Genomic DNA, 22,971 nt, shown 5'->3' on the forward strand with positions numbered 1-22,971 from the left:
AAAGTGGTACGCGAGCTGGGTTTAGAACGTCGTGAGACAGTTCGGTCCCTATCTGCCGTGGGCGTTGGAGACTTGAGGGAAGCTGCTCCTAGTACGAGAGGACCGGAGTGGACGTACCCCTGGTGTTCCGGTTGTGTCGCCAGACGCATTGCCGGGTAGCTATGTACGGACGGGATAACCGCTGAAAGCATCTAAGCGGGAAGCCCCTCCCAAGATGAGGTCTCCCTAGGCACTTGATGCCTCTAAAGGTCCGTTGAAGACCACAACGTTGATAGGCTGGATGTGGAAGCGCGGTAACGTGTGAAGCTAACCAGTACTAATTGACCGTGCGGCTTGACCATATAACACCCAAATGCGTTGAGACGAAGACACCAACGATCGCACCAAATTGCAGTGGGAGGCCCTAAAACCGCCTCCCGCCCCCAGTTTTCCTGGCGGCCATAGAGCAGTGGAACCACCTGATCCCATCCCGAACTCAGACGTGAAACGCTGCCTCGCCGATGTTAGTGTGGGGCTTCCCCATGCGAAAGTAGGTCACCGCCAGGGCCTTATCCCGAAACCCCTTCCACCCACAGGTGGCGGGGGTTTCTTCTTTGCGACGCAAAAAAAATAGTTGCGCTGACGAAACAGCGATCACGTGTTCACTCACTATCGCGCGGCGTCGCTACGGGAACGGCCTGGATCGACGAGCCTTTGGCCAATTCCATCTACCCCATCAAACAATCTCGACGCATAGGGTCCAAGTACCATGGATCAGCTATGCTGAAACGCTGTCGAGCTGAAGCAGAATTCTAGCGTGCTGATCTGGTAGCGGGCGGGGTGCTGACCTCGCCGAGGTCGCGCTCTACTCGGGCTGTGCCGACCATGCGCGATAGAAAGACGGGGAGCCTCATGAGGAGGGCCCCACCTAGCGGAAAGCATGTTTCTCGCTAGGTGGGGTAGGTGGTGCGGTCGGTTTGGGCTAGCGGGTCGTGCTTCATCCTTGTCGACTCGGTTTTATGCGGTGGCTTCGAGCTTGAGGCGCATTTTCTTCATCGCGTTCTTTTCAATCTGCCTGATTCTTTCGGCGGATACCCCGAATTGCTCAGCAAGCTCATGAAGCGTCTGCTTTTTCTCTGACAGCCAACGCTCGCGGAGAATCGTCTTGCTGCGCTCATCCAGTCCCTCGAGAGCGGCATGCAGGCGCTCCTTCTGATTCCGGTCCGTGTCTTCGCGTTCGAGGAGTCGTGAGGGCTCCATCCGAGTGTCCGGTAGGTATGTCGAGGGCGCGGATGGAGCGTCGTCATCGTCGTCATCAAGATTGTCGAACGACAAATCTTGACTTGAAAGACGCGATTCCATCTGCATGACAACCTCGGGTTTCACGCCGAGATCGGCGGCAACCTCGTCGACTTCCTGCTTGGTGAACCAACCCAGACGCTTCTTGGCGCTCCTCAAATTGAAGAACAGCTTTCGCTGTGCCTTGGTCGTTGCAACCTTCACGATCCGCCAGTTACGCAAGATGTACTCATGAATTTCGGCCCGAATCCAGTGCACGGCGAAGGAGACCAGCCGCACGCCCATATCTGGTTCGAAGCGGCGGACTGCCTTCATGAGTCCCACCGTTCCCTCTTGGATCAGATCGGGAAGCGGCAAGCCGTATCCCATGTAACCACGGGCGATGCGGATAACGAATCGTAGGTGAGACATCATGAGACGTCTGGCAGCGGCCATGTCGTCGTGATCCCGGAGTTGGACGGCGAGACTATGCTCCTCTTCGGGAGTCAGGACCGGAATCTGATAGGCGCTGCTGATATAAGCTTCGATTGTGCCTGTCGGCATAATTGAGAAGTTTTTGACCATTGTTCCAATACCTGAGTGTTTGACTTGGGAAAAATCCTACCAATAAAGTTGGGTTTTTGCCAGTGCTTTTGACCTGGGTTTTGAGTGTGGCTAGAACCAGCAAAGTTCCGACAAACTTTAGGTAATGGAGCAGCTTTGTACAAGACGATAGGGGGGCAAATCGATATCGAATGTTTCGATGGCAGCAATCGGAATCGCTGATCGATAAAAAATATATTTAAACATTCAGATGAACTTATCCTTTGCTCGAGGTGCGGGAGCGCAGGGATTTTTACGATGGTTGAGTCTGCGACGCGCTTGTCAAGGTTGTTCATTCTTTCGACAGTCCATGTCGGCTCCTACGATCGAGATTCTTCGATGGAGATCCTGATCGGCAGCATTCAACCGAGTCGAGCACCCCGCTTCGCGCGGTCAGCATCGGATCCGATGCGCTCGGGCGCTGGCTGGTCGAGTGCGCCGCCGAGCAGGCCCGCCAGGAGGAAATCTGGCGCAAGATCGACGACCTGGCCGCATTGCGCCATGTCTCGCCTACGAAGAGGCCGTCAGCCTGCTCGTGTCGACCTGCGCGATCTTGCGATAGGGATAGGATCGACTCAGGCGTTCAGCATGCGCCTGCAGCGTTTCCGCGAGGAAAACGCCCGAAAACAGGCATTGATACGCCGGCTCAACAAGGCGGGGCTGCCTGCTTGAGCCAATCGGTTCAACGCGAGGTTGGGCCAGTTCAAAAGGGCTGCTCAGGCTTCGTAGGCCAGCTTAGGCGCGCTACGGCCAAGGAATCGTATGTTCAATCGCTCGATCCCTCATTGGGTACACTGTTCCTGGAACTGTTTTTCACTCGGACCGCTTCCATGCATCGTCTTATTCTGATTCTGCTGGCCATTCTTCTTCCGTCCTGTCCTGTCTTGGCCGAGGATGCGGATCTCGCGTCGCTCTTCGCCCGCGCCGACCGCGAGGGCACGCTGGTGCTCTCCTCGCTACGCACGGGCGAGACCTTCGTCCACGACGACGCCCGCGCGCAGCGCCGCTACTCGCCGGCCTCGACCTTCAAGATCTTCAATACCCTGATCGCCCTCGACGCCAAGGCCATCGCCAGCGCGGACGACCGCTTCATCTGGGACGGCCGGCACCACGACATCCCGGATTGGAACCGGGACCAAACCCTCGCCAGCGCCTTCAAGGTGTCCTGCGTCTGGTGCTATCAGATCCTGGCGCAGCGCGTGGGTGCCGAGACCTATCGGGAAGCGATCCGTCGGGCCGGTTACGGCACCCTCTCCGAGCCCTTCGTGCTGACCGAGTTCTGGCTGGACGGATCGCTGCGGATCAGCGCCATCGAGCAGGTCGACTTCATCAAGCAGGTGGTGCACCGCACCTTGCCCTTCAGTTCCCACGCCTATGACACCCTGCGCGACATCATGATCGTCGAGCAGACCCCGGACTGGACGCTGCGCGCCAAGACCGGCTGGTCGGTGCGCTTGACCCCGTCGGTCGGCTGGTACGTCGGCTATATCGAGACGCACGACGACACCTGGATCTTCGCGATGAATCTCGACCTGAAGGATAAAGCGGATCTGCCGCTGCGGACGGCGCTGACGCGAGATGCCTTACGGGCCAAGGGCATCATCGACTGAAGGACAGCTGGATCTATTCTGCGACGGGGCCGGTCTCCCTTTCCACCAGTGCCGCGAAGCGGTCCTGCAGACTCAGAAAAATCTGGCCGGGACAATGGGTCACGGACCGGCCGCCGATGTCTCGGACCGGAATCAGCTCGGCGGCGGTTCCGGTGAGGAAGCATTCGTCCGCCGTGTAGAGATCGTAGGGGGCGAGCGGACATTCACGCACCGGGATCCCCGCCTCCACCGCCACCTCGATGATGCATTGCCGGGTGATGCCGTCGAGCGCCCCTTCGGTCGTCGGCGGGGTCAGCAGGGCGCCATCGCGCACGACGAAGAGGTTTTCCGCGGTGCCTTCCGCCACCCGTCCCGCACCGTTCAGTAGCATCGCCTCGTCGACGCCGGCGTGATTGGCCTCGATGCGGGCGAGGATATGATTCAGATAGTTGAGGCTCTTGATCCGCGGATCGAGACCGTTCGGGGGCAGTCGCTGGGTGGCGGCGATGATGAGACGCGCGCCCTCTTCCCTGACCGCCCGGCTCGTTAGGTTCAGCTGGTCGGCGACGATGAAGAGGGTCGCGGGACCGCAACCGCGCGGATTGAGCCCCATGGGTCCGACCCCGCGCGTCACCACCAGCCGCAGATAGCCGTCGGGTTCCTCGAAGGTTGCGATCGTCCGGGTGATCGCTTCGATCAGCGCATCCCTCCCGTACGGGATCTGCAGCGCGATCGCCCGTGCCGAGAACTCCTGTCTGTCGAGGTGGGCGTCGAGCCGAAAGGCGCGGCGGTTGTAGAACCGAATACCCTCGAAGATGCCGTCGCCGTACAGCAGGCCGTGATCCAGCACGGATAGGGTCGCCTGAGCCGCAGGCAGCAGCTCCCCGTTCAACCAACAGATGGCATGTCGATGCACAGAATCTCTCCTCTCGTGTCTTGAAGACCGGCATGGGCCGGCCGAATGGGATCCGGACGATCGCTGCGCCGACGGATCCTCCTGTCGACCTTGACTCTAGAGAGCGGGAGGTGAACATTACAGATGCAATTATCTGTTTTTGTTTCGGTACAGATGAGGCGGTCGGGCATCTGTATCGCTCCCAAGGCGTCCGATCTGTCGTGGTGACCCTATGGCCTTCCTCTACGAACGACTGGCATCCGAGATCGCGGAACAGATCGAGCAGGGCCTCTTTCGGGCCGGCGAGCGGCTTCCCGGTGTGCGCGTCTTTAGCGGCCAGCGCAGTATCAGCGCCGCAACCGCAGTCGCGGTGTACCGCCGACTCGAGGAAAATGGCTTCATCGAGGCCAGGCCCCGCTCGGGCTTCTACGTCCGCTCTCGGCCCAGGATCCGAATCCCGGAGCCGGACATCTCCCGACCCAGCGTGCGACCCCGGGCGATCTCGGGTCAGCAGCTGGCGATGCAGCTCAGCAAGGCGACCAATGAGCCGCACACCGTGCAGCTGGGCGCGGCGGTTCCGGGGCCCGGCTTCCTCCCCGAGCGCGCGGTGGAGCGGGCGCTGTCGAGCGCCGCCAGGCTGCACCGCCAGCGCGTCATCGGCTATGCCTTTCCGCCCGGCGCCCCGGAGCTCCGCCAGCAGCTCGCACGCCGCATGGCGGAATGCGGATGCCACACCCCGGCAGACGAGATCATCGTCACCAACGGCTGTCAGGAGGCGATCGTGCTGGCCCTGCGCGCCGTCACCGAGCCCGGCGACGTGGTGGCGATCGAGTCGCCGACCTTCTACAGCCTGCTGCAGGCGATCGACGCCTTGGGGCTGCAGGCGCTGGAGATCCCGACTCATCCGCGCGATGGACCCTCGCTGGAGGCGCTGCAGCTCGCCCTGGAACAGTGGCGGGTCAAGGCCTGCATCCTGGTGCCCAACTACAGCAACCCTTTGGGCTATCTGATGCCGGACGAGCGCAAGCGGCGTCTGGTCGCCTTGCTCGCCAGACACCAGGTCGCCCTGATCGAGGACGACGTCTACGGCGACATCGGCTTTTCGCAGCGCAGGCCATCCGTCTGCAAGGCCTATGACGAGGAGGGCATGGTGCTCTACTGTGCCTCCTTCTCGAAGACGCTGTCACCCGGGCTGCGCGTCGGCTGGATCGCCCCCGGCCGTTATCACGAGAAGATCGAGTATCTGAAATACGTGACCAACATGGCCACGGCGACTGCGCCCCAGATCGCCGTGGCCGAGTTGCTGCGCAGCGGCGCCTACGAACGGCATCTGCGCAAGGCGCGCGAAAGATACGCGCGCGCGGTCGAGCGCATGATCGAGGCGGTGGACCGGCATTTCCCCGAGGGGACCCGGGTTACGCGCCCCCAGGGCGGCTTCGTCGTCTGGGTCGAGCTGGGCGAGCCGATCGACACCTTCGAGCTGAGCCGACGACTGCTCGATCGGCAGATCAGCATCGCCCCGGGGCCGATCTTCTCCGCCACCCAGAAATACCGGAACTGCATGCGGCTGTCGTGTGCCTGCGAGTGGGACGACCGGGTCGAGCGGGCCTTGGCGACCATTGCTGGATTGATTCGGGAAGGCGGGTCCAAGTAACGCACATAGCGAACGGGCGGTGGGTTGGGGCTCGGGATATCTCCAATCCGTCCGGTTCCAAGACCGGGCATTGTCGCAAGCGAATAGAGTCCCCATCTGGTTTCCGCCGAACTCGCCCGCTCGGGGACAATGCAGCGCACGAAGACGCCTCGGATGTATTCCATCCGTGTTCTAATTGGAAGACGACGCTTGAGTCCTTCGAGATGCGTATCAGTGCACACGCAGAACCGAAGGAGGGTTATAAGATTTTGGGCGGAAAGGTATTGCTGGGTCGGTGCCAGCCTGATTTTCTTCGGCCCTGTGTTCAACCCTTTGTAGAGTATCGATCATGGCTATCGACCATCATTCCGTGCCCGAGGCATTGGACGCGTTGCGGCGCGAGATTTCTCGGCTCAGTCGCTTGCTGATCATCGGTTTTCTGTGCGTGGCCCTACTCGGGGCGCTGCTCTGGCAGTTCTCCGGCAATTGGATTTGGCCGCTGGGCGTGCTGATCGGATTCGCGGCCGCATGGTTTCTCAGGGCGCGCCTGCCACGTCATATCGACACCCTCGACAGGCTGCAGCGCGAGCGCGAGCGTTTCTTCATGGGGATCCTGGATGCCTGCGAGCAGCCCTGTTCTGTCACCGCGATCGGCGAGGCAGGGGACAAGGAATGGCGCTGGCTCTACGTGAACGGTCCGGTTCAGGCCGCATTCGGCAAGCCTTTGAGCGAGTTCCTCGGCAAGCCCTGTTATCAGTGGGGCGCCAATATCTGCAGGACCGCCGACTGCGGCAGGGAATGTCTGAACCGAGGGCAGGCCGACACGCAGTTCGCGCAAGACTTCGGCGCCGGGCTCAACCATTTTCGAGTCTACACCAAGACCATCGAAGACCTCTCCGGTCAGCCGGCCTATGTCGTGGAATGGGTCGATCCCCAAGATGAGCTGAGGTTCCAGATGGTGCGCTCCAGCGACCGCGTCAACGAGCTCTCCACGAACACCGTCCAGTCGATCAATGAGGTCTCGGGCAACATCAAGAGCGTCGCCACCGCCGCCGAGGAACTCTCGTACTCGACCCTGGAGATCAGTCGCTCGGCCGAGACCGCCGTCGCCACGGTGGGCGACGTCGAGAGTATCACGCAACAGGTCGGTGGCGAGGCGCAGGGGGCGGCCGACGCGATACGCACATTGGCGGTCATCGGCGAGGAGATCTCGACCATGAGCACGGTCATTCGAGAGATCGCCAATCAGACCAATTTGCTGGCCCTCAACGCCTCCATCGAGTCGGCTCGCGCCGGGGAGCACGGGCGTGGCTTCGCCGTCGTGGCGAGTGAGGTCAAGCAGTTGGCCCAAAAGACCCAGGATGCCACGCAGCAGATCGCCGACAAGTCCGAGGAGACCCGCCTGCAGATCGACGACAACGTCGCGCGAATCGTCAATCTCTCGGAGCGCGTGGTCGAGGCGAGCCGCCGGGTCGCCGAGGTAAGGTCAGAGATGCAGTCGGTCGCGGCCAGCGTCACCGAACAGAACGCCGCAGTGGAGGAGATCGCCCGCAATGCCGCGGAGGCGTCGCAAGCCACCGACGAGGCGTCCAGAATCCTGGACGACGTTCTCGAGGCGTCCAGTGAGTTGCGCGACAAGGTGAGATAGAGACCGCGTTCGACGAGCGGTCGAGTCGCACGATCGAGGTCTCGTGCGTCGCATCCCTAAAGTCCGATCAGGTCACGAGGCCATCAGCATGGCGGCAGCGATCTTCTCCAGGGGCAGCTGGCGCTGGGTGCCGCCGTGTCGTACCGCCTCCTTCGGCATGCCGTAGACGACGCTGGTGGCCTCGTCCTGGGCGCAGGTCCAGGCCCCGGACTCGAACAGTTCGTGCAGACCCTCGGCGCCGTCGTCGCCCATGCCGGTGAGGACGGCAGCGACCGCGTTGCGTCCGGCATAGCGGGCGGTGGAGCGGAAGAGCACGTCCACGGAGGGGCGGTGGCGCGACACCAGTGGGCCGTCCTTGACCTCCACGTAGTAGCGCGCGCCGCTGCGTTTGAGCAGGGTGTGGCGGTTTCCGGGGGCGATCAGGGCCTGGCCCCGCAGTACCGGATCGCCGTTCTGGGCCTCCTTGACCCGGATCCTGCAGAGTCTGTCCAGGCGCTCTGAGAAGGAGCGGGTGAATCCCTCGGGCATGTGCTGGACGATGACGATGCCCGGGCAGCCGAGCGGCATCGCCATGAGGACCTCTCGGATCGCCTCGGTGCCCCCGGTGGAGGCGCCGATCACGATGACCTTGTCGGTGGTCTCTGCCATGGCCTTGGCGCCGGGGGGCTCCAGCACGGCATCGGCGCTGAGCTTCCTCGGCGGCCGGGGCGCCGGGCCGGGCCTAAGGCGTGCCTGGGCTGCGGCCTTGACCGCATCCGTGATCAGCAGCCGGGACTCCTCCAGGAAGCGGCGGGTGCCCACCGCCGGCTTCTGGATGATGTCCACGGCACCGGCCTCCAGGGCACGCATCAGGGTCTCGGTGCCGGCGCCGACCAGCGAGGAGCAGATGACCACGGGGATCGGGTGCTGGCGCATGAGCTTCTCGAGGAAGGTCACCCCGTCCATGCGCGGCATTTCCACGTCGAGCGTGATCACGTCCGGGACCACCTTGCGCAGCTTCTCGGCCGCCGCATAGGGATCCTGGGCGGTGGCCACCACCTCGATGTCCGGATCGGCATCCAGCAGGTCACGTAGCGTCTGGCGGACCAGCGCGGAGTCGTCCACCACCATGACCTTTACCGGGCTCACGACTCGGCCTTGCGGTAGATGGCAGGCTGGATCTGCTCGAAGGCCGTGCCGCTTCCGCTCAAGGACTCGGAATGGCCGATCAGCAGCAGGCCTCCCGGCGGCAGTATGCGGAGAAAGCGCGCGACGATGCGGTCGCGATCCGGATGACTGAAATAGATCATGACGTTGCGGCAGAGGACGATGTCCGGCCGGTCGGGAACGTCGTAGGCATCGGTGAGCAGGTTGAGGCTGGCGAAGCGCACCCGTTCGCGCACCTCGGGCGCTATGCGCACGAGGTCGAGGCTGCGGTCGCGGGTGCGCAGCAGATAGCGCCGGCGCAGCGTCAGGGGCATGGAGGCGACCCGCTGGTGCGGGTAGATCGCGGTCCGGGCGATCGCCAGCGAACTGGCGGAGATGTCGGTCGCGCGGATCTCGAAACGAAACTCGGGATGCATACGCTGCAGCTCCAGCATCTCCATGGCCAGCGTATAGGGCTCTTCACCGGACGCGCAGCCGGCGCTCCAGATGCGCAGTGGTTTCCGCCAGCCGCGATCGCGTCGGACGGCGATCTCGCCGAGGATGTGCTCGCGGAGGAAACGGAAATGCGCCGGTTCGCGATAGAAGTCGGTCTTGTTGGTGGTGATGGCGTCGATCAGATGCAGGCGCTCCTCGGTCCCAGCCTGCTCGTCCAGAGCGAAGTCGATGTAATCGCGTAGGGAACGCAGACCGCGGGCGTGCTGGCGCTTGCGCAGCCGTCCCTCGATCAGCGTACGCTTGGACTCCGGGAGCTGGATGCCGGCGACGCGGCCGACATAGTCCGCCACCCGTTTGTGGTCGCGCGCGGACAGGGCGTCCTGTTGCAGCCGCTCAGTCGCCATCGGCGGGGGGCTGTCCTGCCTCCTGGGCGGGGAGGCGCGTCTCACGGGCGCTGTCGACCAGGTCGCCGAGCTCCTCACGGGAGAACACCCGCGCGAGGTTGAGGATGACGATGAACTCCTCGTCCTGCTTGCCCATGCCGCTGATGAAGCGGGTGTCGATGCGGCTGCCGATGCGCGGCGGGGGCTTGATCATGTCCGCGCCCAGCTCGATCACCTCCTTGACCGCGTCGGCGAGGATGCCCAGAGCCGTCATCTCGCCGTCCACCATGACGTCGACGATGACGATGCAGGTATCCACCGTGGGCTCGCTCAGCTGCATCTCGAACTGGCGCCTCAGGTCCACCACCGGGACCACGTTGCCGCGCAGATTGATCACGCCGAGCATGAAGTCTGGCGTGCGTGGGACGGGCGTGATGCGACGGTATTCCAGCACCTCCTGGATCTGGGCGATATCGGTACCGTAGATCTCGCCGTCGAGCATGAAGGTCAGGATCTGCAGGGAGCCCTGATCGAGGCCGTGCGCGCTCTGCGCTTCGCTTGCCATGGTGTCTCCCTCAGTAGCGGACGAACTCGGGTGCATCCTCGTCGTCCAAATCGATCTCGACGCCGGACTCGGCCTCCTCGGACTTGGCCTTCTTGGTCTCCGTCTTGCGCCCCGGGGTCGGCTTGCGCCGGCCCTTGCCGGGCTTCTTGCCGGCCGGAGAGGGGATGCGCCCGGCGCCCGTGTCGACGGTGAAGAAGGCGATGCTCGACTGCATCTGCTCGGCCTGGGCGGCCAGTTCCTCGGATGTGGAGGCCATCTGCTCGGCCGCGGCCGCCGACTGCTGGACCACCTGGTCGAGCTGCTGGAGCGCCTTGTTGATCTCCGTCGCGCCCGAATCCTGTTCCCGTGCCGAGGCGCTGATCTCCTGCACCAGGTCCGAGGTCTTCTGGATGTCCGGCACCAGCTGGGCCAGCAGACCTCCGGCCTCCTCCGCCACCGCCAGGCTGCTCTTGGAACGGGCGACGATCTCCCCGGCGGCCTTCTGGCTGCGCTCGGCCAGCTTGCGAACCTCTGCGGCGACCACGGTGAATCCCTTGCCGTGCTCGCCGGCCCGGGCCGCCTCGATGGCGGCGTTGAGCGCCAACAGGTTGGTTTGACGCGAGATCTCCTCGATGATGTTGATCTTGTCGGCGATGTCCTTCATCGCCTCCATCGTCTCGCGGACCGAGGCACCGCTGGTCTCGGCGTCCTGGGCCGCCTTGCGGGCGATCTGCTCGGTCTGCTGGGCATTGTCGGCGCTGTGGGCGATGTTGGAGCTCATCTGCTCCATGGAGGAGGAAACCTCTTGGAGCGAGGCGGCCTGTTCGGTGGCGCCCTGGGCGATCTGCTGACCGGTGCTGCTGCTCTGCTCGCTGCCGGAGGCGACGTTGGCCGCCGCTTCCTGGATCTCGCCGACGATGTCACGCAGGCTCATGTTCATCGATCGCAGGACGCCATAGATATCCGAATTGCTGGAGTTGGGATTGAACTGGGTGGTCAGGTCTCCCTCGCCGATCCGGCTGGTGATGCGACTGACCAGGTTGATGCGCTGGATGACCACCAGGGCGATGAGAAGGACGATCACGAAGGCGGCGATGGAGGCGCCGATCAGGGTCTGTCTGGCCTGTGCGTAGTTGGCGTCGCTGGCGGCCAGGTCCGTGGACATGTCCTCGTCGTTGACCCGGACGATGTCGGCCAAGAGTGTCTCTGCCTGGTCCAAGAGCGCTCGGCCCTTTCCGGAGGACAACTCGAAGGCCAGGGTATTGCCGTTCTCGCGGCCGATCTCGCGGACTTGCGTATCCAGCGCCAGGTACTTGTCGAAGGCCTGGTAGAACTGCACCAGAGCCTTCCGTTCCTGGGCATCCAACAGGCTGTCGAACTGATCCGAGGTCTGCTTGACCTGAGTGACGGCCGTGTCGATCGCGGCCCCGTAATCGTCCATCGTTTTCTGGTTGCGGGACAGGATCAGATTCTTCTCGTCACGCTGGATCGCCATCATGCCGCGCTCGACGCGGGCGGCGACTGCGATCTTTTGTGCGGCGCGCCGGACTGTCTCTAGGTCGGCTGCTTGCGCCAGATCGGTGTCGAATTCTTGCTTCAGCGCGTTCAAGAGGCCCATGGCCTCGTCGAAGGCGGCGCTTGCCTGACCCCGGCTCAGCCTGCGGGCATTGACGTTGGAGTTGAGCTTCGACAGACGGGCGACCTCGGCGCTCACCTGGAGGTACTCCTCCCACAGGCCCGCAAAGGTTTCCAGTTTTTCCAGGCCGGCACCAGTGGCCAGTGCGCGCAGCTTCTCCAGCTTCTCGCGCATCCCCTCCCGGGTGCCGGCGATATCGGCGGCGAAGGCGTCCATTTCCTCGGGTGCCTCGGCCAGGATAAGGTTCTTTTCGTCGCGGTTCACCGCGAGCAGATCCTGGCGGATGCCCGAGGCGAGCTTGACCTTCTCGGCGGACCCATTGACGAGACCATCGAGCCGCTCGTTCATGGACGAGAGGGCATCCACGCCGATGAAATTGGTTCCGCCCATCAGGAGGATGAGGATGACAAAGGCACCGATCAGCAGGACTTTCAGTGGGATTCTGATCATGTTCGTTCTCCGTGAGTGGCAGGCCAGGCGAGATGGCCTCCGGTCGACGCATGTCGTCATGCCCCAGGCATGGGGCGCGACGGCTTCGCTCCTATTTCGTCCCCATGGGTGGTCGCCCGGTCTGTTTGCGACCCCTCGTCCGCACCTCGTCTTCCAGGGACTCGGCGAGGGCCCCCGCGTCCAGGATCATGGCGACACCGCCGTCACCCAGGATCGTGGCCCCGGCCAGGCCTGCGTTTCCTTCGTAGAGCTTGCCCAGACGTTTGACCACCGTCTGGTACTGTCCGACGACCTGGTCGACGCTGAAGCCGAAACGCTGCTCGCCGAGACGGGTGACGACGATCTGCTCGATGTCCGGGGCCGCGCCCGGCACCGCGAACCATTCCCGCAGGCTGAGATAGGGCACCAGATCGCCGCGCACGCGCGCCAGCCGCTGGCCGTTGCGCTTGCCTTCGGATCCTCGCTCGACCTCAATGCATTCCTCGACGCAGCTCAAAGGCAGCACATAGCGCTCCTCGGACACGGCCACCATCAGACCCTCGATGATGGCCAGGGTCATGGGCAGGGTGATGGTCAGGGTGGTGCCTCGGCCCGGCTCGCTGCGAATCCCGACCTGGCCCCCAAGATCCTGGATGGAGCGCTTCACGACGTCCATGCCCACACCGCGTCCGGAGATGTCCGAGACTCGGTCGGCGGTGGAGAAACCGGCCTCGAAGATCAGGCTCTGAATCTCTTCCTCGGTCAGGGTCTGGTCGCGGGCGATCAGGCCGCGCTCCACCGCCTTGGCGCGAATGGCTCCGGTGTTCAGGCCGGCGCCGTCGTCGCGGATGCGGATCACCACGTGTGATTCGGCGTGCTCGGCGGCCAGGTGGATGGTGCCGGCTGCCGGCTTGCCTGCGGCCTCGCGCTGCTCGGGCGGTTCGATGCCGTGGTCGATGCTGTTGCGGATCAGATGCACCAGGGGGTCGCCGAGACGGTCGATGACCATCTTGTCGAGTTCGGTCTCGGCGCCCTCGGTCTCCAGGCGGATCTCTTTGCCCAGCTCGCGGGAGAGATCGCGCACCAGGCGGCGGAAGCGTCCGAAGGTGGTGCCGATGGGCAGCATGCGGATGGAGAAGGTGTTGTCGCGCAGCTCGGTGGTCAGCCGGTCGAGATCCTCGGAGATTGCACCCATGGCCTCGTCGTCGCGGGACTGGGCGAGCTGATGCATGCGCGCCTGCACGATCACGAGTTCGCCGACCAGATTCATGAGGCTGTCCAGCCGCGCGGCGGGCACCCGCACCAGACTCTCCTGCTCGCCGCGCGCACTGCGCTCCCGCGTGTCCCGGATCGCCTGCTGTTCTCTGAGCGCGGCATCGACGTCGGTTTCCGTGACCAGGCCCGCCTGCTGCAGGACCTCGCCGACGCGCGGCTTCTCGGCGAGCAGGGTCTCTATCTGGCTGCGCGCGATCAGGCCGCGTTCCACCAGGATCTCGCCGATGCGGTCGCACTGGTCGTCGTCGATGTCGATGGGATCAATGTCGATCCGCCACTCGTCGGCGACGAAGATGAAGGTGTCCCGGATGGCCTCGACGCCCTGGGACGTGACCAGCACCAGGTCCCAGGACAGCATGCAGGATTCCGGGTCCAGCTCCGCCAGAACGGGAACACCCCCCGTGTCGGTCGTGATGTAACAGGTTCCCAGTCCCTGCAGTTCCTTGAGGATGGGAAAGATGTCGAAGCCATCGCGGAAGGCCCCTGCAGAGGGGCGGATTCGGACGCGGTAGACCTGATCCCGCCCCTCGCCGCCGGGGTCGGCGATCGCGGTGCTCTGGGCCGCAGTGGTCTGTTTCGCCTCGGTGATCTGCTCGTCGGGAATCAGCGCGTGCAGACGCTCCAGCAGTCCTCGCCCGACCAGGATCTGGGTCTGGTCGAGCACGGGGTCCTCGAGCAGGCCCATGATATGGTCCTTGGCGTCGAGCAGGATGCTGATCAGCTCCGGGCTGACCGGGAACAGACCGTTGCGGACCTTGTCCAGGGCGGTCTCGAGATGATGGGTGAAGGCGGAGAGCTCCGTGAACCCGAACATGCCCCCGCCACCCTTGATCGTGTGCATAGCGCGGAAGGCGAGCGCAATCAGCTCGGGGTCCTCGGGACGCTGTTCCAGTTCCAGCAGGGCGCTTTCCAGAGCGGACAGATGCTCTTCGGCCTCGGTACGGAAGATGTCGACGGGGTCGGACATGTCAGCAAGGCTCCGAGGTGCACTCCATGTGGAAGTAGTCGCAGAGATCGCAGGTGACCAGGGCATCCGTGACCGCAGGGGAGGGGGCGTGCAGGGTCAGTCGCCCCCCGGCGGTCTCCAGCTGCTTCCGAAGGGCGATCAGGAGCTGAATCCCTGCGCCGTCCACCTCCGTCGTCGCGCTCAGATCCGCCACCAGCGATTCCTCGTCAGCCTCGAGCGCGAGCAATTGGGGCAGGTATTCGCCGACCTGGAAGATAGTCAGGTCGCCTTCGAAGTGCAGGACGGTGCCCTGCGGGCCTGGCTCGATCCGAATCACATTCGACATGTCTCCCTCCGATCAGGTCCGTGCGGAAAGGCCGGGTCATCGAATTTCGACAGGCTAGGACGTCGCTTGGATCGCCTTGGGCATTCGTTGGGATGGATGACTGGCTTGGTCATTGGGGTTACACGATTCGTTTCAAGCATAGGAGGCATATCGGATTCAACAACCCCAGGCCATCTGCCCGAATTCCGCCAGCCGGGCATGTCCCGATGCGACCCTCGTCAACCGGAATGCGTGAGCCTGGGCGGTCCCTTTAGCGCCGCGTCCAAGAGCGAGGCGAGTTCCTGCACCTCTTCCTCGATCTTGAGCCGCATCGGCCGTCTTCGAGGCCGTAGGTCGACCTGCGTGAGCTCGAGATTCGCCTGTATGTGCGCGTCGAGCGCGGGCAGGAAGCGCTCGCACACCCTCACAGATGGCATTTCCGGCATTTACGCCCCCTGTCGAGCCGGTCGGGCCAGCCAGATCAGGGCGATCAGCCCGAGAAAGAGCGCGGCGGCCAGCGCGAACATATCGAGGATCGAGAGGAAATAGGACTGTGTGTCGATCGTCCGAGCGATCTGGGCATAGGCCTGCTGCTGCGTCATCCCCATGGACTGGTAGGTGTCGAGCACCCGTGCGGTCTCGGCCGAGGCTGCCGTGACGGGCTCGGTGAGGTAGGCATGATGCCGCGAGGCCGTGTTTTCCCACTGCGTGGTCCAGATGGAGGCCGCGAAGGCGCCGGCCATCAGGCGCAGGAAGTTGAACAGACCGGATGCCGCCGGAATGCGGTGAGGCTCCAGCCCGGAAAGGATGATCGCCGTCAGAGGCAGGAAGAAGGTGGCCATGGCGATCCCTTGAACCAGATGCGTGGCGGCGATGGTGCCGGCGTCGACCTCGGGCGAGAAGGTCGCTCGCCAGGCGTTGCACAGGAAGAACACGCCGAAGGAGAGGGTGACGAAGAGCCGGGGATCGACCCTGCCCATCAGGCGCCCGATGATCGGCGACAGAACGAGCGCCAGAATCCCGATCGGCGCGGTTACCAGGCCGGCCCAGGTCGCCGTATAGCCCATGAAACGCTGCAGCCACATGGGGATGAGGACCAGGGTGCCGAAGAAGGTCGCGTATGACAGGCAGAGCGCCAGCGTGCCGGCGGCGAAGTTGCGTTCCTTGAACAGGGAGAGATCGACGACGGGATGCCGTTCGGTGAACTCCCAGATGAGAAAGAAGGTGAGACCCATGACCGCCACCACGGCCAGCAGGACGATCTCGAGCGAATTGAACCACTCCAGCTCCTTGCCCCGATCGAGCATGATCTGGGTCGCCGCGACCCACACCACCAGCAGGATCAGGCCGACATAGTCGATCGAACGCTTGGTCGTGGGGGTCTCCCTGCCGCGCAGGGCGAAGGCGGTCAGCCAGACGGACGCCAGACCGACTGGAATATTGATGTAGAAGATCCATGGCCAGGACCAGTTGTCGGTCAGCCAGCCGCCCAGGATCGGCCCCATGACCGGCGCAACGGTCGCCGTCATGGCCCAAAAGGCCAGGGCCATGCCCGACTTCTCCTTGGGAAAGGATTGCAGCAACAGGGTCTGGCACAAGGGGACCATGGGACCCGACACCAGTCCCTGCAGGACGCGGAAGACCAGCAGCATGCCCAGGCTCTGCGACAGGCCGCACAGCAGTGAGGCCAGGGTGAACAGGGATGTCGAGATCAGGAACAGCCGCCGCGCCCCCAGCCGCTGGGCCAGCCAGCCGGTCAAAGGAATGGTGATGGCGTTGGACACGGCGAAGGATGTGATGACCCAGGTGCCTTGGCTGGGGCTCACGCCCAGATCGCCGGCGATGGGCGTCAAGGAGACGTTGGCGATGGTCGTGTCCAGCACGTTCATGAAGGTGGCCAGGGACAGGCCGATGGTGGCCAGCACCAGGGGGACACCCGTCAGCGGGGGGAGAGTCGGCGCGAGAGGGGCTTGGCTCATCCCTGGAACTCCATCCTTCAGCGCGGCGCCGCCTGGACGTCGATCGGACTGGCCGCTGTCTCGGCAGGTGCCGGTTCCGCTTGTGGCGAGATGTCCGAGTCCCCGAGATTGGCGGCGATGACCCCATCGATCAGTGCCTGCGCGTCCCGATCCAAGGCATCGTAGACGGAGGTTTCGGCAACAGGCGCATTCCGCCGCACGGCTGGGAGTTGCGAGCCCTCCCGGTCGTGAACGTCCAGCGTGACCCGCATCGAAAGACCGATTCGCAGCGGGTGCGCCGCCAGCTCCCGGGGATCGAGGGCGATCCGAACGGGAACGCGCTGGACTACCTTGATCCAGTTGCCCGTGGCGTTCTGGGCCGGCAGAAGCGCGAATGCCGCCCCGGTCCCTGCCGACAGCCCCACGACGCGGCCGTGGTAGTGAATGTCGCCGCCGTAGAGGTCCGCCGTCATCTCCGCCGGCTGGCCGATCCGTGCATCGGACAGCTGGGCCTCCTTGAAGTTGGCGTCCACCCACAGATCCTCGAGCGGCACGATCGACATCAGCGGAGCCCCTGGCTCCGTGCGCTGGCCGACCTGCGCCGAGCGTTGGGCCACCTGTCCCGAGGCCGGCGCCGGAACCCGTGTGCGTCGCCAGTCGAGATAGGCCGCGCGCAGCTGGGCGGCGGCCAGACGCACGCGCGGATGTTCGCTCGCCGAGGTCTTGTCGATCAGGACCTGGGCCGCCGCCAGATCCTCGCGGGCCGCTGCCAGGCTCTCCCGGGCCTGTGCGACGTCATTTTCGGCGTGCCGGCGCGTCTCCTGCGAGGTGGCGCCGGTCCTGGCGAGGTGGTTCCGGCTGACCAGATCGTCCTCGGCGCGCTTCAGCTCGGCCTCACGGACCTTGACCCTGGCTTCCTGCACGCGGGACTGCACGAAGAGTTCCCGGACCTCTCGCACCCGTTCAGCCAAGGCGGCCTTGGCTTGGTCGAGCGCCACGCGCGCATCCGTATCGTCGAGCACGACCAGGGTGTCCCCGGCCTGAACGCGATCCGTATCCTCGGTATGCACGGCGATGATCGTGCCCGCGACCTGAGCGGTGACCTGAATACGGTTGCCGGCCACATAGGCATCCTCGGTCCCGACGAGAAAACGGCCTTCCATCCACCAGTACAGACCATAGGCCCCGCCCAGCCCGGCGAAGAGCGACCCCGCCAGGAGCATGCTGAAAATACGCTGCCTCCTGGCGCGATCCGGCGGGGAAGGGGCGGCAGGAACCCTCGGGGCGGGGGCTCCGGGCGGATGGGCGGGCGACGTTGACAGATCCGAAGCCATGGTTGAAAAGATCCTGGTCTCGAGTGAATCCTGAAAGACGGCCTTTCCGCGATCGTTCGGCTCGCGGCAGACGATGTTCAGTCCGCGTCATTCGTCAGCCGCTCGAGCGGCTGACGATGTCAGGACCTCCATTCCCCGTACGCGCATCTTGCTGTTCAAGCTGTAACTGCTAAGGCAGCTATTATGACGAACCTCGACATGCCCCGCTTCTTGCGTCGCTTGCCTGGGTGATGTCTTGCGGTTTCAGTCCTTGAGCGGCGGGGCCGACGCGAAGCGTTTCAACAGGTCCGTGAGCAGCGCGGCCTCTTCTTGCGTGAAGTCAGCGAGGAAATGATCGAGGACCCGAATACCGATCTGCTGCAGGCGCGGACAGATCGCCTCTCCTTCCTCGGTCAGACTGAGCCGGACGACCCGACGATCCTCGGTGCTGCGCTCCCGTCGGATCAGTCCCAGATTTTCCAGACGATCCAGCATCCGCGTCATGGAGCCCGTGTCGTAGCGCAGGTTCTGACAGAGATCGGCCGCCGTCGTGTCGATATCCAAGGCAATCCGTATCAACACGCGCCACTGCGCGGCGCTGACGCCCACGCCCCGTGCCTGCCGATCGAGCGCCTCCATCAGTCTCCCGGATGCCTCGTTCAGATACCGTCCCACACTCTCGCTCGAGAAGGGGCTCTTGTCCGCATCAACGGGCTGCTGGAGGGGCGTCTCATCTGCCATGGCATAACCTGTCTGTTTTTGCTGTCTAGACAATAGCTGTCTAGGCAGTCATCGTCAAGATCCTGCGATTCAACGCGTCCGGTGTTCTGTGCGACTTGTCGGCCGGGAGGTGCGGCCGGTTCACTGGCCTCCGTTCAGGATGATGACCAGCAGGTCAATCGGGCGCTTGCCGTTGGCGTCGGCCAGGTCGCGAATGCCGTCGTCGGGTCCGGCCTCGATGCCCGCGCTCGCCAGACGCTCCTGCCCTGTCCGGACGTCCAGCCCAACCATCTCGCAGACCTCGGAGAGCCGTTTGCGGCCCAGACCGGTTCCCGCGAAGCGTGCCTCGATCTCCTCGGGCGTCATTTTCTCCTCCGTGGATACCGGAGCTGGTTGCGGTCGAGGAATGAGCGCATAGACCGCCATGGGCGTCATGCCGTTGCGCCGGGCGATCTGCTCGAGCGTCTCGCGGCCGTTCTCGACGGCGAGCCCCCGATCGCGCAGCGCCGAGAGCGCCGGCTCCAGGTCGAAGTCCATGCGTTTGGCGAGCGCGGCCAGTGATGCCTCCTCGGCGTGACCGAAGGGCGGTTCGAGCGCGGGCTCGGTGACCCAGGCGTTCTTGATGTCCGAGTTCAGCTGGATGATCCAGCTGGCCGGGGGCAGGTCGAGCGCCGAGAGGACGACCAGGACCAGGGTCGCCAGGGTGGCGATCAGGATCTCGCGCTTGAATGCCAGATGTCCCTGGATGCGGTCGGCGATGTACTGCTTGAAGGGCTTCCAGTTGAAATAGAGATGCAGAAAGGCGGCGAGGATGAAGACGCCGCCGAAGGTCATGTGGATCCAGGCCCAGCGGTCCTTTTCGAGCCCCCAGAGCGACCAGTGGATCCAGTAGGCGATGCGTCCGTGCGGGACGACGTAGAGCACCAGGCCGGTGACCATGAGGACGACGAAGGCCCAGGTCACGATGAAGGCCGTGAGCGAGCGAATGGACTGTTTGTTCTTGCGCATCCTGGCTCCTTGGGATTTCGGGTCTGCCGATCGTCGCAAGATCGGCGCTTCATCGGCTGTGCGTCCATGCCCTTCGTCAATGGAGCGGCCGATCGGGGTGACGATCCGTCTTGCCTGGTTCGCGCGTCATGGCCGCCGTTCCGCGCGCTGCAAGAGTATTCAAGACGAAGGGATCCGTACCGGCTACCGTTTCCGTCCTGCAAAACGGAGATGGGTGAAACCATGGGCTACATTCACGGCTATTCCGAGCGCGAGGCCGAGCGTCTCTCGGATCAGGCGGCGATCCTGCGTCCCTTCCTGCACCGCGACCTCCGCTTCCCGGCCGGCAGCCGGGTGCTGGAGCCGGGGTGCGGCAGCGGTCGTCAGAGCCTGGCCCTGCTGGAGGACAACCCGGGTATCCATCTGACCTGTCTGGACGTCGATGCCGGTCAGCTGGATCTGGCCCGAGCGCGTCTCGCCGGATGGGAGCGGAGCCTTCGCTTCGTCCATGGCGATCTGAGCCGAGATCCCTTGACGGGCGAGGTCTTCGATCATGCCTTCGTTTGTTTTGTGCTGGAGCATCTGAAACGGCCCGAGGCGGCGCTCGCGCGGCTGGGCGGCATGCTGCGGGCGGGAGGATCCCTGACTCTGATCGAGGGCGACCACGGCTCCTTCCGCTTTCAGCCGGAGACGCCGGCGTCGCGGGCCGTCTGGGACGCGCTGGTCGCCGAGCAGCGTCGGCTCGGGGGCGATCCCATGATCGGGCGGCTGCTGCGGGGGCTCATGTCGGCGGCCGGATTCTCGGAGGTAAGCGTCGCTCCGATACTGATCCATGCCGATGGGGGCGATCCGGTGCTGCGCGAGGGCTTCATGCGGCGCATCATCGTTCCCATGGTCGAGGGCGTGAGATCCAGTGCGGTGGCGGGAGGTTTCGACGCGCGGCTCTGGGAGCGCGGCATCGAGGATCTCCTGGCGGCGGACAGTGGCGATGGAAGCTGTTATTACCTCTTCTTCGAGGCGGTCGGCAGCAAGGGGGCGCATGGCGAGTCTGGCTGAATCCGAGTCTCGGGCGGGATCCCATACCCGGTGCTGGCGCATCCAGGACCGGGACGAGGTCCTGTGGGTGCGGCGGGCCGACGTCCGTCATCTGGCCTTTCCGCGTCATTTCCACGACGACTATACGGTCGGGCTTGTGGTGCGCGGCGCCAACCGATTCGTCTACCGGCGCCGGAGTCTGGTCGCCCCGGCCGGCACCCTCTGTCTCGCCGATCCGGGCGAGATCCATACCGGCGAGGCCGATCTGGATGGCTGGACCTATTGGACCCTGCAGATCCCGGCCGGGATGCTGACGCGGTTGCGCGGCGACCTGGACGAGGGACGCGAAGCGCCGCCGGACTTTCCCGTCGGTGTGATCGAGGATCCGCGGGCGGTCGCGCGGCTCGCCGCCTTTTTCCGGATCTTTCGGGCGGCCGATCCCCTGGAGCGGGAGAGCCGGCTGTTCGCGGCACTCGGCCATCTCGTCCGGGTCCATGGCGCGGAGCCCGCGAGACACCGCTCTCATGCCGTCGAGCCCGGTCTGGCCCGGTCGGTGCGCGACTATCTCGCCGATCATCTGGCCGAGGCCGTGACCCTGACCGATCTCGAACAGGCGACGGGTGCCGGACGCTATCGCCTGCTGCGGGCCTTCGCTCGCGCCTACGGCCTACCGCCGCATGCCTGGCTGGTTCAGGCTCGTCTGGAACGGGCGCATGCGCTCATCGCCCACGGGGTCGTGATCGTCGAGGCAGCGGCCGAGGCCGGGTTCGCCGATCAGCCCCATCTGACCCGGCTCTTCAAGCGTGCCTATGGCTACACGCCGGGCGTTTTGGCGCGCTCGCCGCAGATATCCTGAACCCGACAGCCGTCAACTGCGGGATTCAGTGGGAGCTGCTGCCGCATCATCGCTGTCCGCATGCAGGCCGCCGCCGAGGGCCTTGTACAGCGCGACCCGGTTGGCGATCTCCGCGCGGCGCAGATCGAGCAGCGCCTGCCGGGAGGCATAGAGCTGGCGTTGAGCGTCGAGCAGGTCCAGACGCCCGTCCAGGCCCGCGCGATAGCGCAGCTCGGACAGCTCCAGACTGCGTTGCGTCGCACTCACCGCACGTCGCTGTGCCTCGATCTGACGGTCGAAGGTGGCGGTGCCCGCCAGGGCATCGGCCACCTCGCGGAAGGCGACTTGGATGGCACGTTCGTACTGGGCCACGGCCTCGGACTTGCGCACCTCGGCCAGGCGCAGTTCGGCGCGCAGACGCCCGCCCTGGAACAGCGGCTGTGAAATCTGCGGCGCGAAACGCCAGACCTCCCGGGCCGGGTCGAACAGGGCGCCGAGCGAGGCGCTGGCATAGCCGAAGGACGCGGTGAGCGAAATCTGCGGGAAGAACGCGGCCCGAGCCGCACCGATATCGGCGTTGGCCGCCACCAGCATCTGTTCGGCCTGGCGCAGATCCGGGCGGGTCAGCAACAGATCGGCCGGCAGCCCAGCCGGCAGGCGCGCGATCACCGGCTGGCGCTCCAGCGACACGGCGGGCGGCAGGTCGCCGGGCAGCTCGCTGCCCACCAGCAATTGCAGCGCGTTGTCCGCCTCGGCCAGGGCGCGGCGGCGCCCTTCCACGTCGGCCTCGGCCAGGGCGACCTGTCCTTCGGCCTGGGCCACGTCCAGGCTGCTGTTCTGCTCGGCCTGCTTGAGCAGGCGCGCCAACGCCAGGGACTGTCGCCAATCGGTCAGGGTGCGCTCGGACAGTTGCAGTTGTTCCTCGGCCAGGCGCTGGGTGAAGTAGGCGTCGGCCACTGCGCCCACCAGTGTGATCTGCGCGGCGTCGCGCCCTTGCTCGCTCGCCAGGTAGCGCGCGAGCGCGGCATCGGAGAGCGTCCGCACACGGCCGAACAGATCCAGCTCGAAGGCACTGAGCGCGACATTCACTCCGGTCTGCTGGTCCAGCTCGCGGCTGGTCGCATCGGTGGTCAGGGTGCGTTCGCGCCTGTGCGTCGCGTCCAGCCCCACGGCCGGCAGGCGCGCGGCGCGCTGGATGTTCGAGCGTGCCCGCGCTGCCTGGACGTTGAGTGTGGCCAGGCGCAGGTCGCGGTTGTTCTCCAGGGCCAGGTCGATCAGCCGTTGCAGGCGCGGGTCGCCGAACATCGCGCGCCAGCCCAGCGCACTGGCGGGCACGGCCGATGCTGGCGCCGACGCCGGCACCGCCGAGGCCACGGGGA

19 protein-coding genes and 2 rRNA genes are annotated in these 22,971 nt (G+C 64.8%); 7 read left to right on the forward strand and 14 right to left on the reverse strand.

The features are described from left to right. Nucleotides 1-341: ribosomal RNA gene (locus tag THIDRDRAFT_RS21555) — 23S ribosomal RNA — on the forward strand; the annotation flags it as partial. An 89-nt stretch (nt 342-430) separates the two neighbouring features. Continuing rightward, nucleotides 431-546: ribosomal RNA gene (gene rrf / locus THIDRDRAFT_RS21560) — 5S ribosomal RNA — on the forward strand. Between the two features lie 450 nt (nt 547-996). Here rrf and rpoH read toward each other — a convergent pair. Continuing rightward, on the reverse strand, nt 997-1,842 hold the full coding sequence (rpoH, locus tag THIDRDRAFT_RS21565; RefSeq protein ID WP_007043048.1) for an RNA polymerase sigma factor RpoH: 846 nt from the start codon (nt 1,840-1,842) through the stop codon (nt 997-999). An 848-nt stretch (nt 1,843-2,690) separates the two neighbouring features. Between rpoH and blaOXA the strand changes: the two genes are divergently transcribed. Beyond that, nucleotides 2,691-3,470: a class D beta-lactamase gene (gene blaOXA, locus THIDRDRAFT_RS21570; RefSeq protein ID WP_007043049.1), complete on the forward strand. Its 780-nt coding sequence runs from the start codon at nt 2,691-2,693 to the stop codon at nt 3,468-3,470. A gap of 13 nt (nt 3,471-3,483) precedes the next feature. Here the strand turns inward: blaOXA and ilvE are convergent, their stop codons facing one another. Continuing rightward, nucleotides 3,484-4,365, reverse strand: coding sequence for a branched-chain-amino-acid transaminase (ilvE, locus tag THIDRDRAFT_RS21575; RefSeq protein WP_007043050.1), 882 nt, complete (start codon nt 4,363-4,365; stop codon nt 3,484-3,486). Between the two features lie 211 nt (nt 4,366-4,576). On the opposite strand from ilvE, the gene THIDRDRAFT_RS21580 reads away from it, so the two are divergent. Together THIDRDRAFT_RS21580 and THIDRDRAFT_RS24175 are read left to right on the forward strand one after the other, a co-directional pair. Continuing rightward, entirely contained in the window at nt 4,577-5,998 is a 1,422-nt protein-coding gene (locus THIDRDRAFT_RS21580) for an aminotransferase-like domain-containing protein (RefSeq protein WP_007043051.1), read from the forward strand. Between the two features lie 328 nt (nt 5,999-6,326). After that, nucleotides 6,327-7,625, forward strand: a complete 1,299-nt coding sequence (locus THIDRDRAFT_RS24175) for a methyl-accepting chemotaxis protein (RefSeq protein WP_007043052.1) — start codon at nt 6,327-6,329, stop codon at nt 7,623-7,625. 72 nt (nt 7,626-7,697) lie between these two features. Here the strand turns inward: THIDRDRAFT_RS24175 and THIDRDRAFT_RS21590 are convergent, their stop codons facing one another. From THIDRDRAFT_RS21590 to THIDRDRAFT_RS21640, 11 genes are all read right to left on the reverse strand, one after another. After that, nucleotides 7,698-8,753 (reverse strand): protein-glutamate methylesterase/protein-glutamine glutaminase, encoded by a 1,056-nt coding sequence (locus tag THIDRDRAFT_RS21590; RefSeq protein ID WP_007043053.1) that lies wholly within the window; start codon nt 8,751-8,753, stop codon nt 7,698-7,700. Then, nucleotides 8,750-9,610: a CheR family methyltransferase gene (locus THIDRDRAFT_RS21595; protein ID WP_007043054.1), complete on the reverse strand. Its 861-nt coding sequence runs from the start codon at nt 9,608-9,610 to the stop codon at nt 8,750-8,752. Before THIDRDRAFT_RS21595 ends, THIDRDRAFT_RS21590 begins: the two co-directional genes overlap by 4 nt. After that, nucleotides 9,600-10,154 (reverse strand): chemotaxis protein CheW, encoded by a 555-nt coding sequence (locus THIDRDRAFT_RS21600; protein WP_007043055.1) that lies wholly within the window; start codon nt 10,152-10,154, stop codon nt 9,600-9,602. The genes THIDRDRAFT_RS21595 and THIDRDRAFT_RS21600 overlap by 11 nt, the downstream gene beginning before the upstream one ends. Nucleotides 10,155-10,164: 10 nt before the next feature. Then, complete coding sequence (locus THIDRDRAFT_RS21605) at nt 10,165-12,219, reverse strand: HAMP domain-containing methyl-accepting chemotaxis protein (protein WP_007043056.1); 2,055 nt, start codon at nt 12,217-12,219, stop codon at nt 10,165-10,167. 91 nt (nt 12,220-12,310) lie between these two features. After that, a complete protein-coding gene (locus tag THIDRDRAFT_RS21610) occupies nt 12,311-14,440 on the reverse strand; it encodes a chemotaxis protein CheA (protein ID WP_007043057.1) in 2,130 nt (709 codons plus the stop codon). 1 nt (nt 14,441) lies between these two features. Then, nucleotides 14,442-14,765, reverse strand: coding sequence for an STAS domain-containing protein (locus THIDRDRAFT_RS21615; protein ID WP_007043058.1), 324 nt, complete (start codon nt 14,763-14,765; stop codon nt 14,442-14,444). Nucleotides 14,766-14,983: 218 nt separating this feature from the next. Continuing rightward, nucleotides 14,984-15,190 (reverse strand): hypothetical protein, encoded by a 207-nt coding sequence (locus THIDRDRAFT_RS21620; protein WP_007043059.1) that lies wholly within the window; start codon nt 15,188-15,190, stop codon nt 14,984-14,986. After that, the gene (locus tag THIDRDRAFT_RS21625; protein ID WP_007043060.1) at nt 15,191-16,723 is read right to left on the reverse strand and encodes a DHA2 family efflux MFS transporter permease subunit; all 1,533 of its coding nucleotides are present in this window, start codon (nt 16,721-16,723) and stop codon (nt 15,191-15,193) included. A gap of 17 nt (nt 16,724-16,740) precedes the next feature. Then, entirely contained in the window at nt 16,741-18,036 is a 1,296-nt protein-coding gene (locus THIDRDRAFT_RS21630) for an HlyD/EmrA/EmrK family protein (protein ID WP_007043061.1), read from the reverse strand. A gap of 243 nt (nt 18,037-18,279) precedes the next feature. Further along, nucleotides 18,280-18,756 carry a MarR family winged helix-turn-helix transcriptional regulator gene (locus tag THIDRDRAFT_RS21635; protein ID WP_007043062.1) on the reverse strand — a complete coding sequence of 159 codons (477 nt, stop codon included), beginning with the start codon at nt 18,754-18,756 and terminating at the stop codon, nt 18,280-18,282. A gap of 120 nt (nt 18,757-18,876) precedes the next feature. Next, nucleotides 18,877-19,743, reverse strand: coding sequence for a DUF4405 domain-containing protein (locus THIDRDRAFT_RS21640; protein ID WP_007043063.1), 867 nt, complete (start codon nt 19,741-19,743; stop codon nt 18,877-18,879). Nucleotides 19,744-19,965: 222 nt separating this feature from the next. Here THIDRDRAFT_RS21640 and THIDRDRAFT_RS21645 point away from each other — a divergent pair, with 222 nt between their 5' ends. Together THIDRDRAFT_RS21645 and THIDRDRAFT_RS21650 are read left to right on the forward strand one after the other, a co-directional pair. Next, nucleotides 19,966-20,778 carry a methyltransferase gene (locus THIDRDRAFT_RS21645; protein ID WP_007043064.1) on the forward strand — a complete coding sequence of 271 codons (813 nt, stop codon included), beginning with the start codon at nt 19,966-19,968 and terminating at the stop codon, nt 20,776-20,778. Then, nucleotides 20,762-21,613, forward strand: a complete 852-nt coding sequence (locus tag THIDRDRAFT_RS21650; RefSeq protein WP_007043065.1) for a helix-turn-helix transcriptional regulator — start codon at nt 20,762-20,764, stop codon at nt 21,611-21,613. The genes THIDRDRAFT_RS21645 and THIDRDRAFT_RS21650 overlap by 17 nt, the downstream gene beginning before the upstream one ends. A 12-nt stretch (nt 21,614-21,625) precedes the next feature. On the opposite strand, the gene THIDRDRAFT_RS21655 is transcribed toward THIDRDRAFT_RS21650, so the two are convergent. Continuing rightward, on the reverse strand, nt 21,626-22,971 hold a 1,346-nt coding region (locus tag THIDRDRAFT_RS21655), incomplete at its 5' end, for an efflux transporter outer membrane subunit (RefSeq protein WP_007043066.1).

The organism is Thiorhodococcus drewsii AZ1, assembly GCF_000224065.1.
In the GTDB taxonomy this organism is placed as follows: Bacteria; Pseudomonadota; Gammaproteobacteria; order Chromatiales; family Chromatiaceae; genus Imhoffiella; species Imhoffiella drewsii.

Excerpts from the sequence above, each read along its gene's own strand:
- rpoH (WP_007043048.1), bottom strand. The coding sequence starts at position 1,842 with ATGGTCAAAAACTTCTCAATTATGCCGACAGGCACAATCGAAGCTTAT.
- blaOXA (WP_007043049.1), top strand. The coding sequence starts at position 2,691 with ATGCATCGTCTTATTCTGATTCTGCTGGCCATTCTTCTTCCGTCCTGT.
- THIDRDRAFT_RS21580 (WP_007043051.1), top strand. The coding sequence starts at position 4,577 with ATGGCCTTCCTCTACGAACGACTGGCATCCGAGATCGCGGAACAGATC.
- THIDRDRAFT_RS24175 (WP_007043052.1), top strand. The coding sequence starts at position 6,327 with ATGGCTATCGACCATCATTCCGTGCCCGAGGCATTGGACGCGTTGCGG.
- THIDRDRAFT_RS21595 (WP_007043054.1), bottom strand. The coding sequence starts at position 9,610 with ATGGCGACTGAGCGGCTGCAACAGGACGCCCTGTCCGCGCGCGACCAC.
- THIDRDRAFT_RS21600 (WP_007043055.1), bottom strand. The coding sequence starts at position 10,154 with ATGGCAAGCGAAGCGCAGAGCGCGCACGGCCTCGATCAGGGCTCCCTG.
- THIDRDRAFT_RS21605 (WP_007043056.1), bottom strand. The coding sequence starts at position 12,219 with ATGATCAGAATCCCACTGAAAGTCCTGCTGATCGGTGCCTTTGTCATC.
- THIDRDRAFT_RS21610 (WP_007043057.1), bottom strand. The coding sequence starts at position 14,440 with ATGTCCGACCCCGTCGACATCTTCCGTACCGAGGCCGAAGAGCATCTG.
- THIDRDRAFT_RS21615 (WP_007043058.1), bottom strand. The coding sequence starts at position 14,765 with ATGTCGAATGTGATTCGGATCGAGCCAGGCCCGCAGGGCACCGTCCTG.
- THIDRDRAFT_RS21620 (WP_007043059.1), bottom strand. The coding sequence starts at position 15,190 with ATGCCGGAAATGCCATCTGTGAGGGTGTGCGAGCGCTTCCTGCCCGCG.
- THIDRDRAFT_RS21625 (WP_007043060.1), bottom strand. The coding sequence starts at position 16,723 with ATGAGCCAAGCCCCTCTCGCGCCGACTCTCCCCCCGCTGACGGGTGTC.
- THIDRDRAFT_RS21630 (WP_007043061.1), bottom strand. The coding sequence starts at position 18,036 with ATGGCTTCGGATCTGTCAACGTCGCCCGCCCATCCGCCCGGAGCCCCC.
- THIDRDRAFT_RS21635 (WP_007043062.1), bottom strand. The coding sequence starts at position 18,756 with ATGGCAGATGAGACGCCCCTCCAGCAGCCCGTTGATGCGGACAAGAGC.
- THIDRDRAFT_RS21640 (WP_007043063.1), bottom strand. The coding sequence starts at position 19,743 with ATGCGCAAGAACAAACAGTCCATTCGCTCGCTCACGGCCTTCATCGTG.
- THIDRDRAFT_RS21645 (WP_007043064.1), top strand. The coding sequence starts at position 19,966 with ATGGGCTACATTCACGGCTATTCCGAGCGCGAGGCCGAGCGTCTCTCG.
- THIDRDRAFT_RS21650 (WP_007043065.1), top strand. The coding sequence starts at position 20,762 with ATGGCGAGTCTGGCTGAATCCGAGTCTCGGGCGGGATCCCATACCCGG.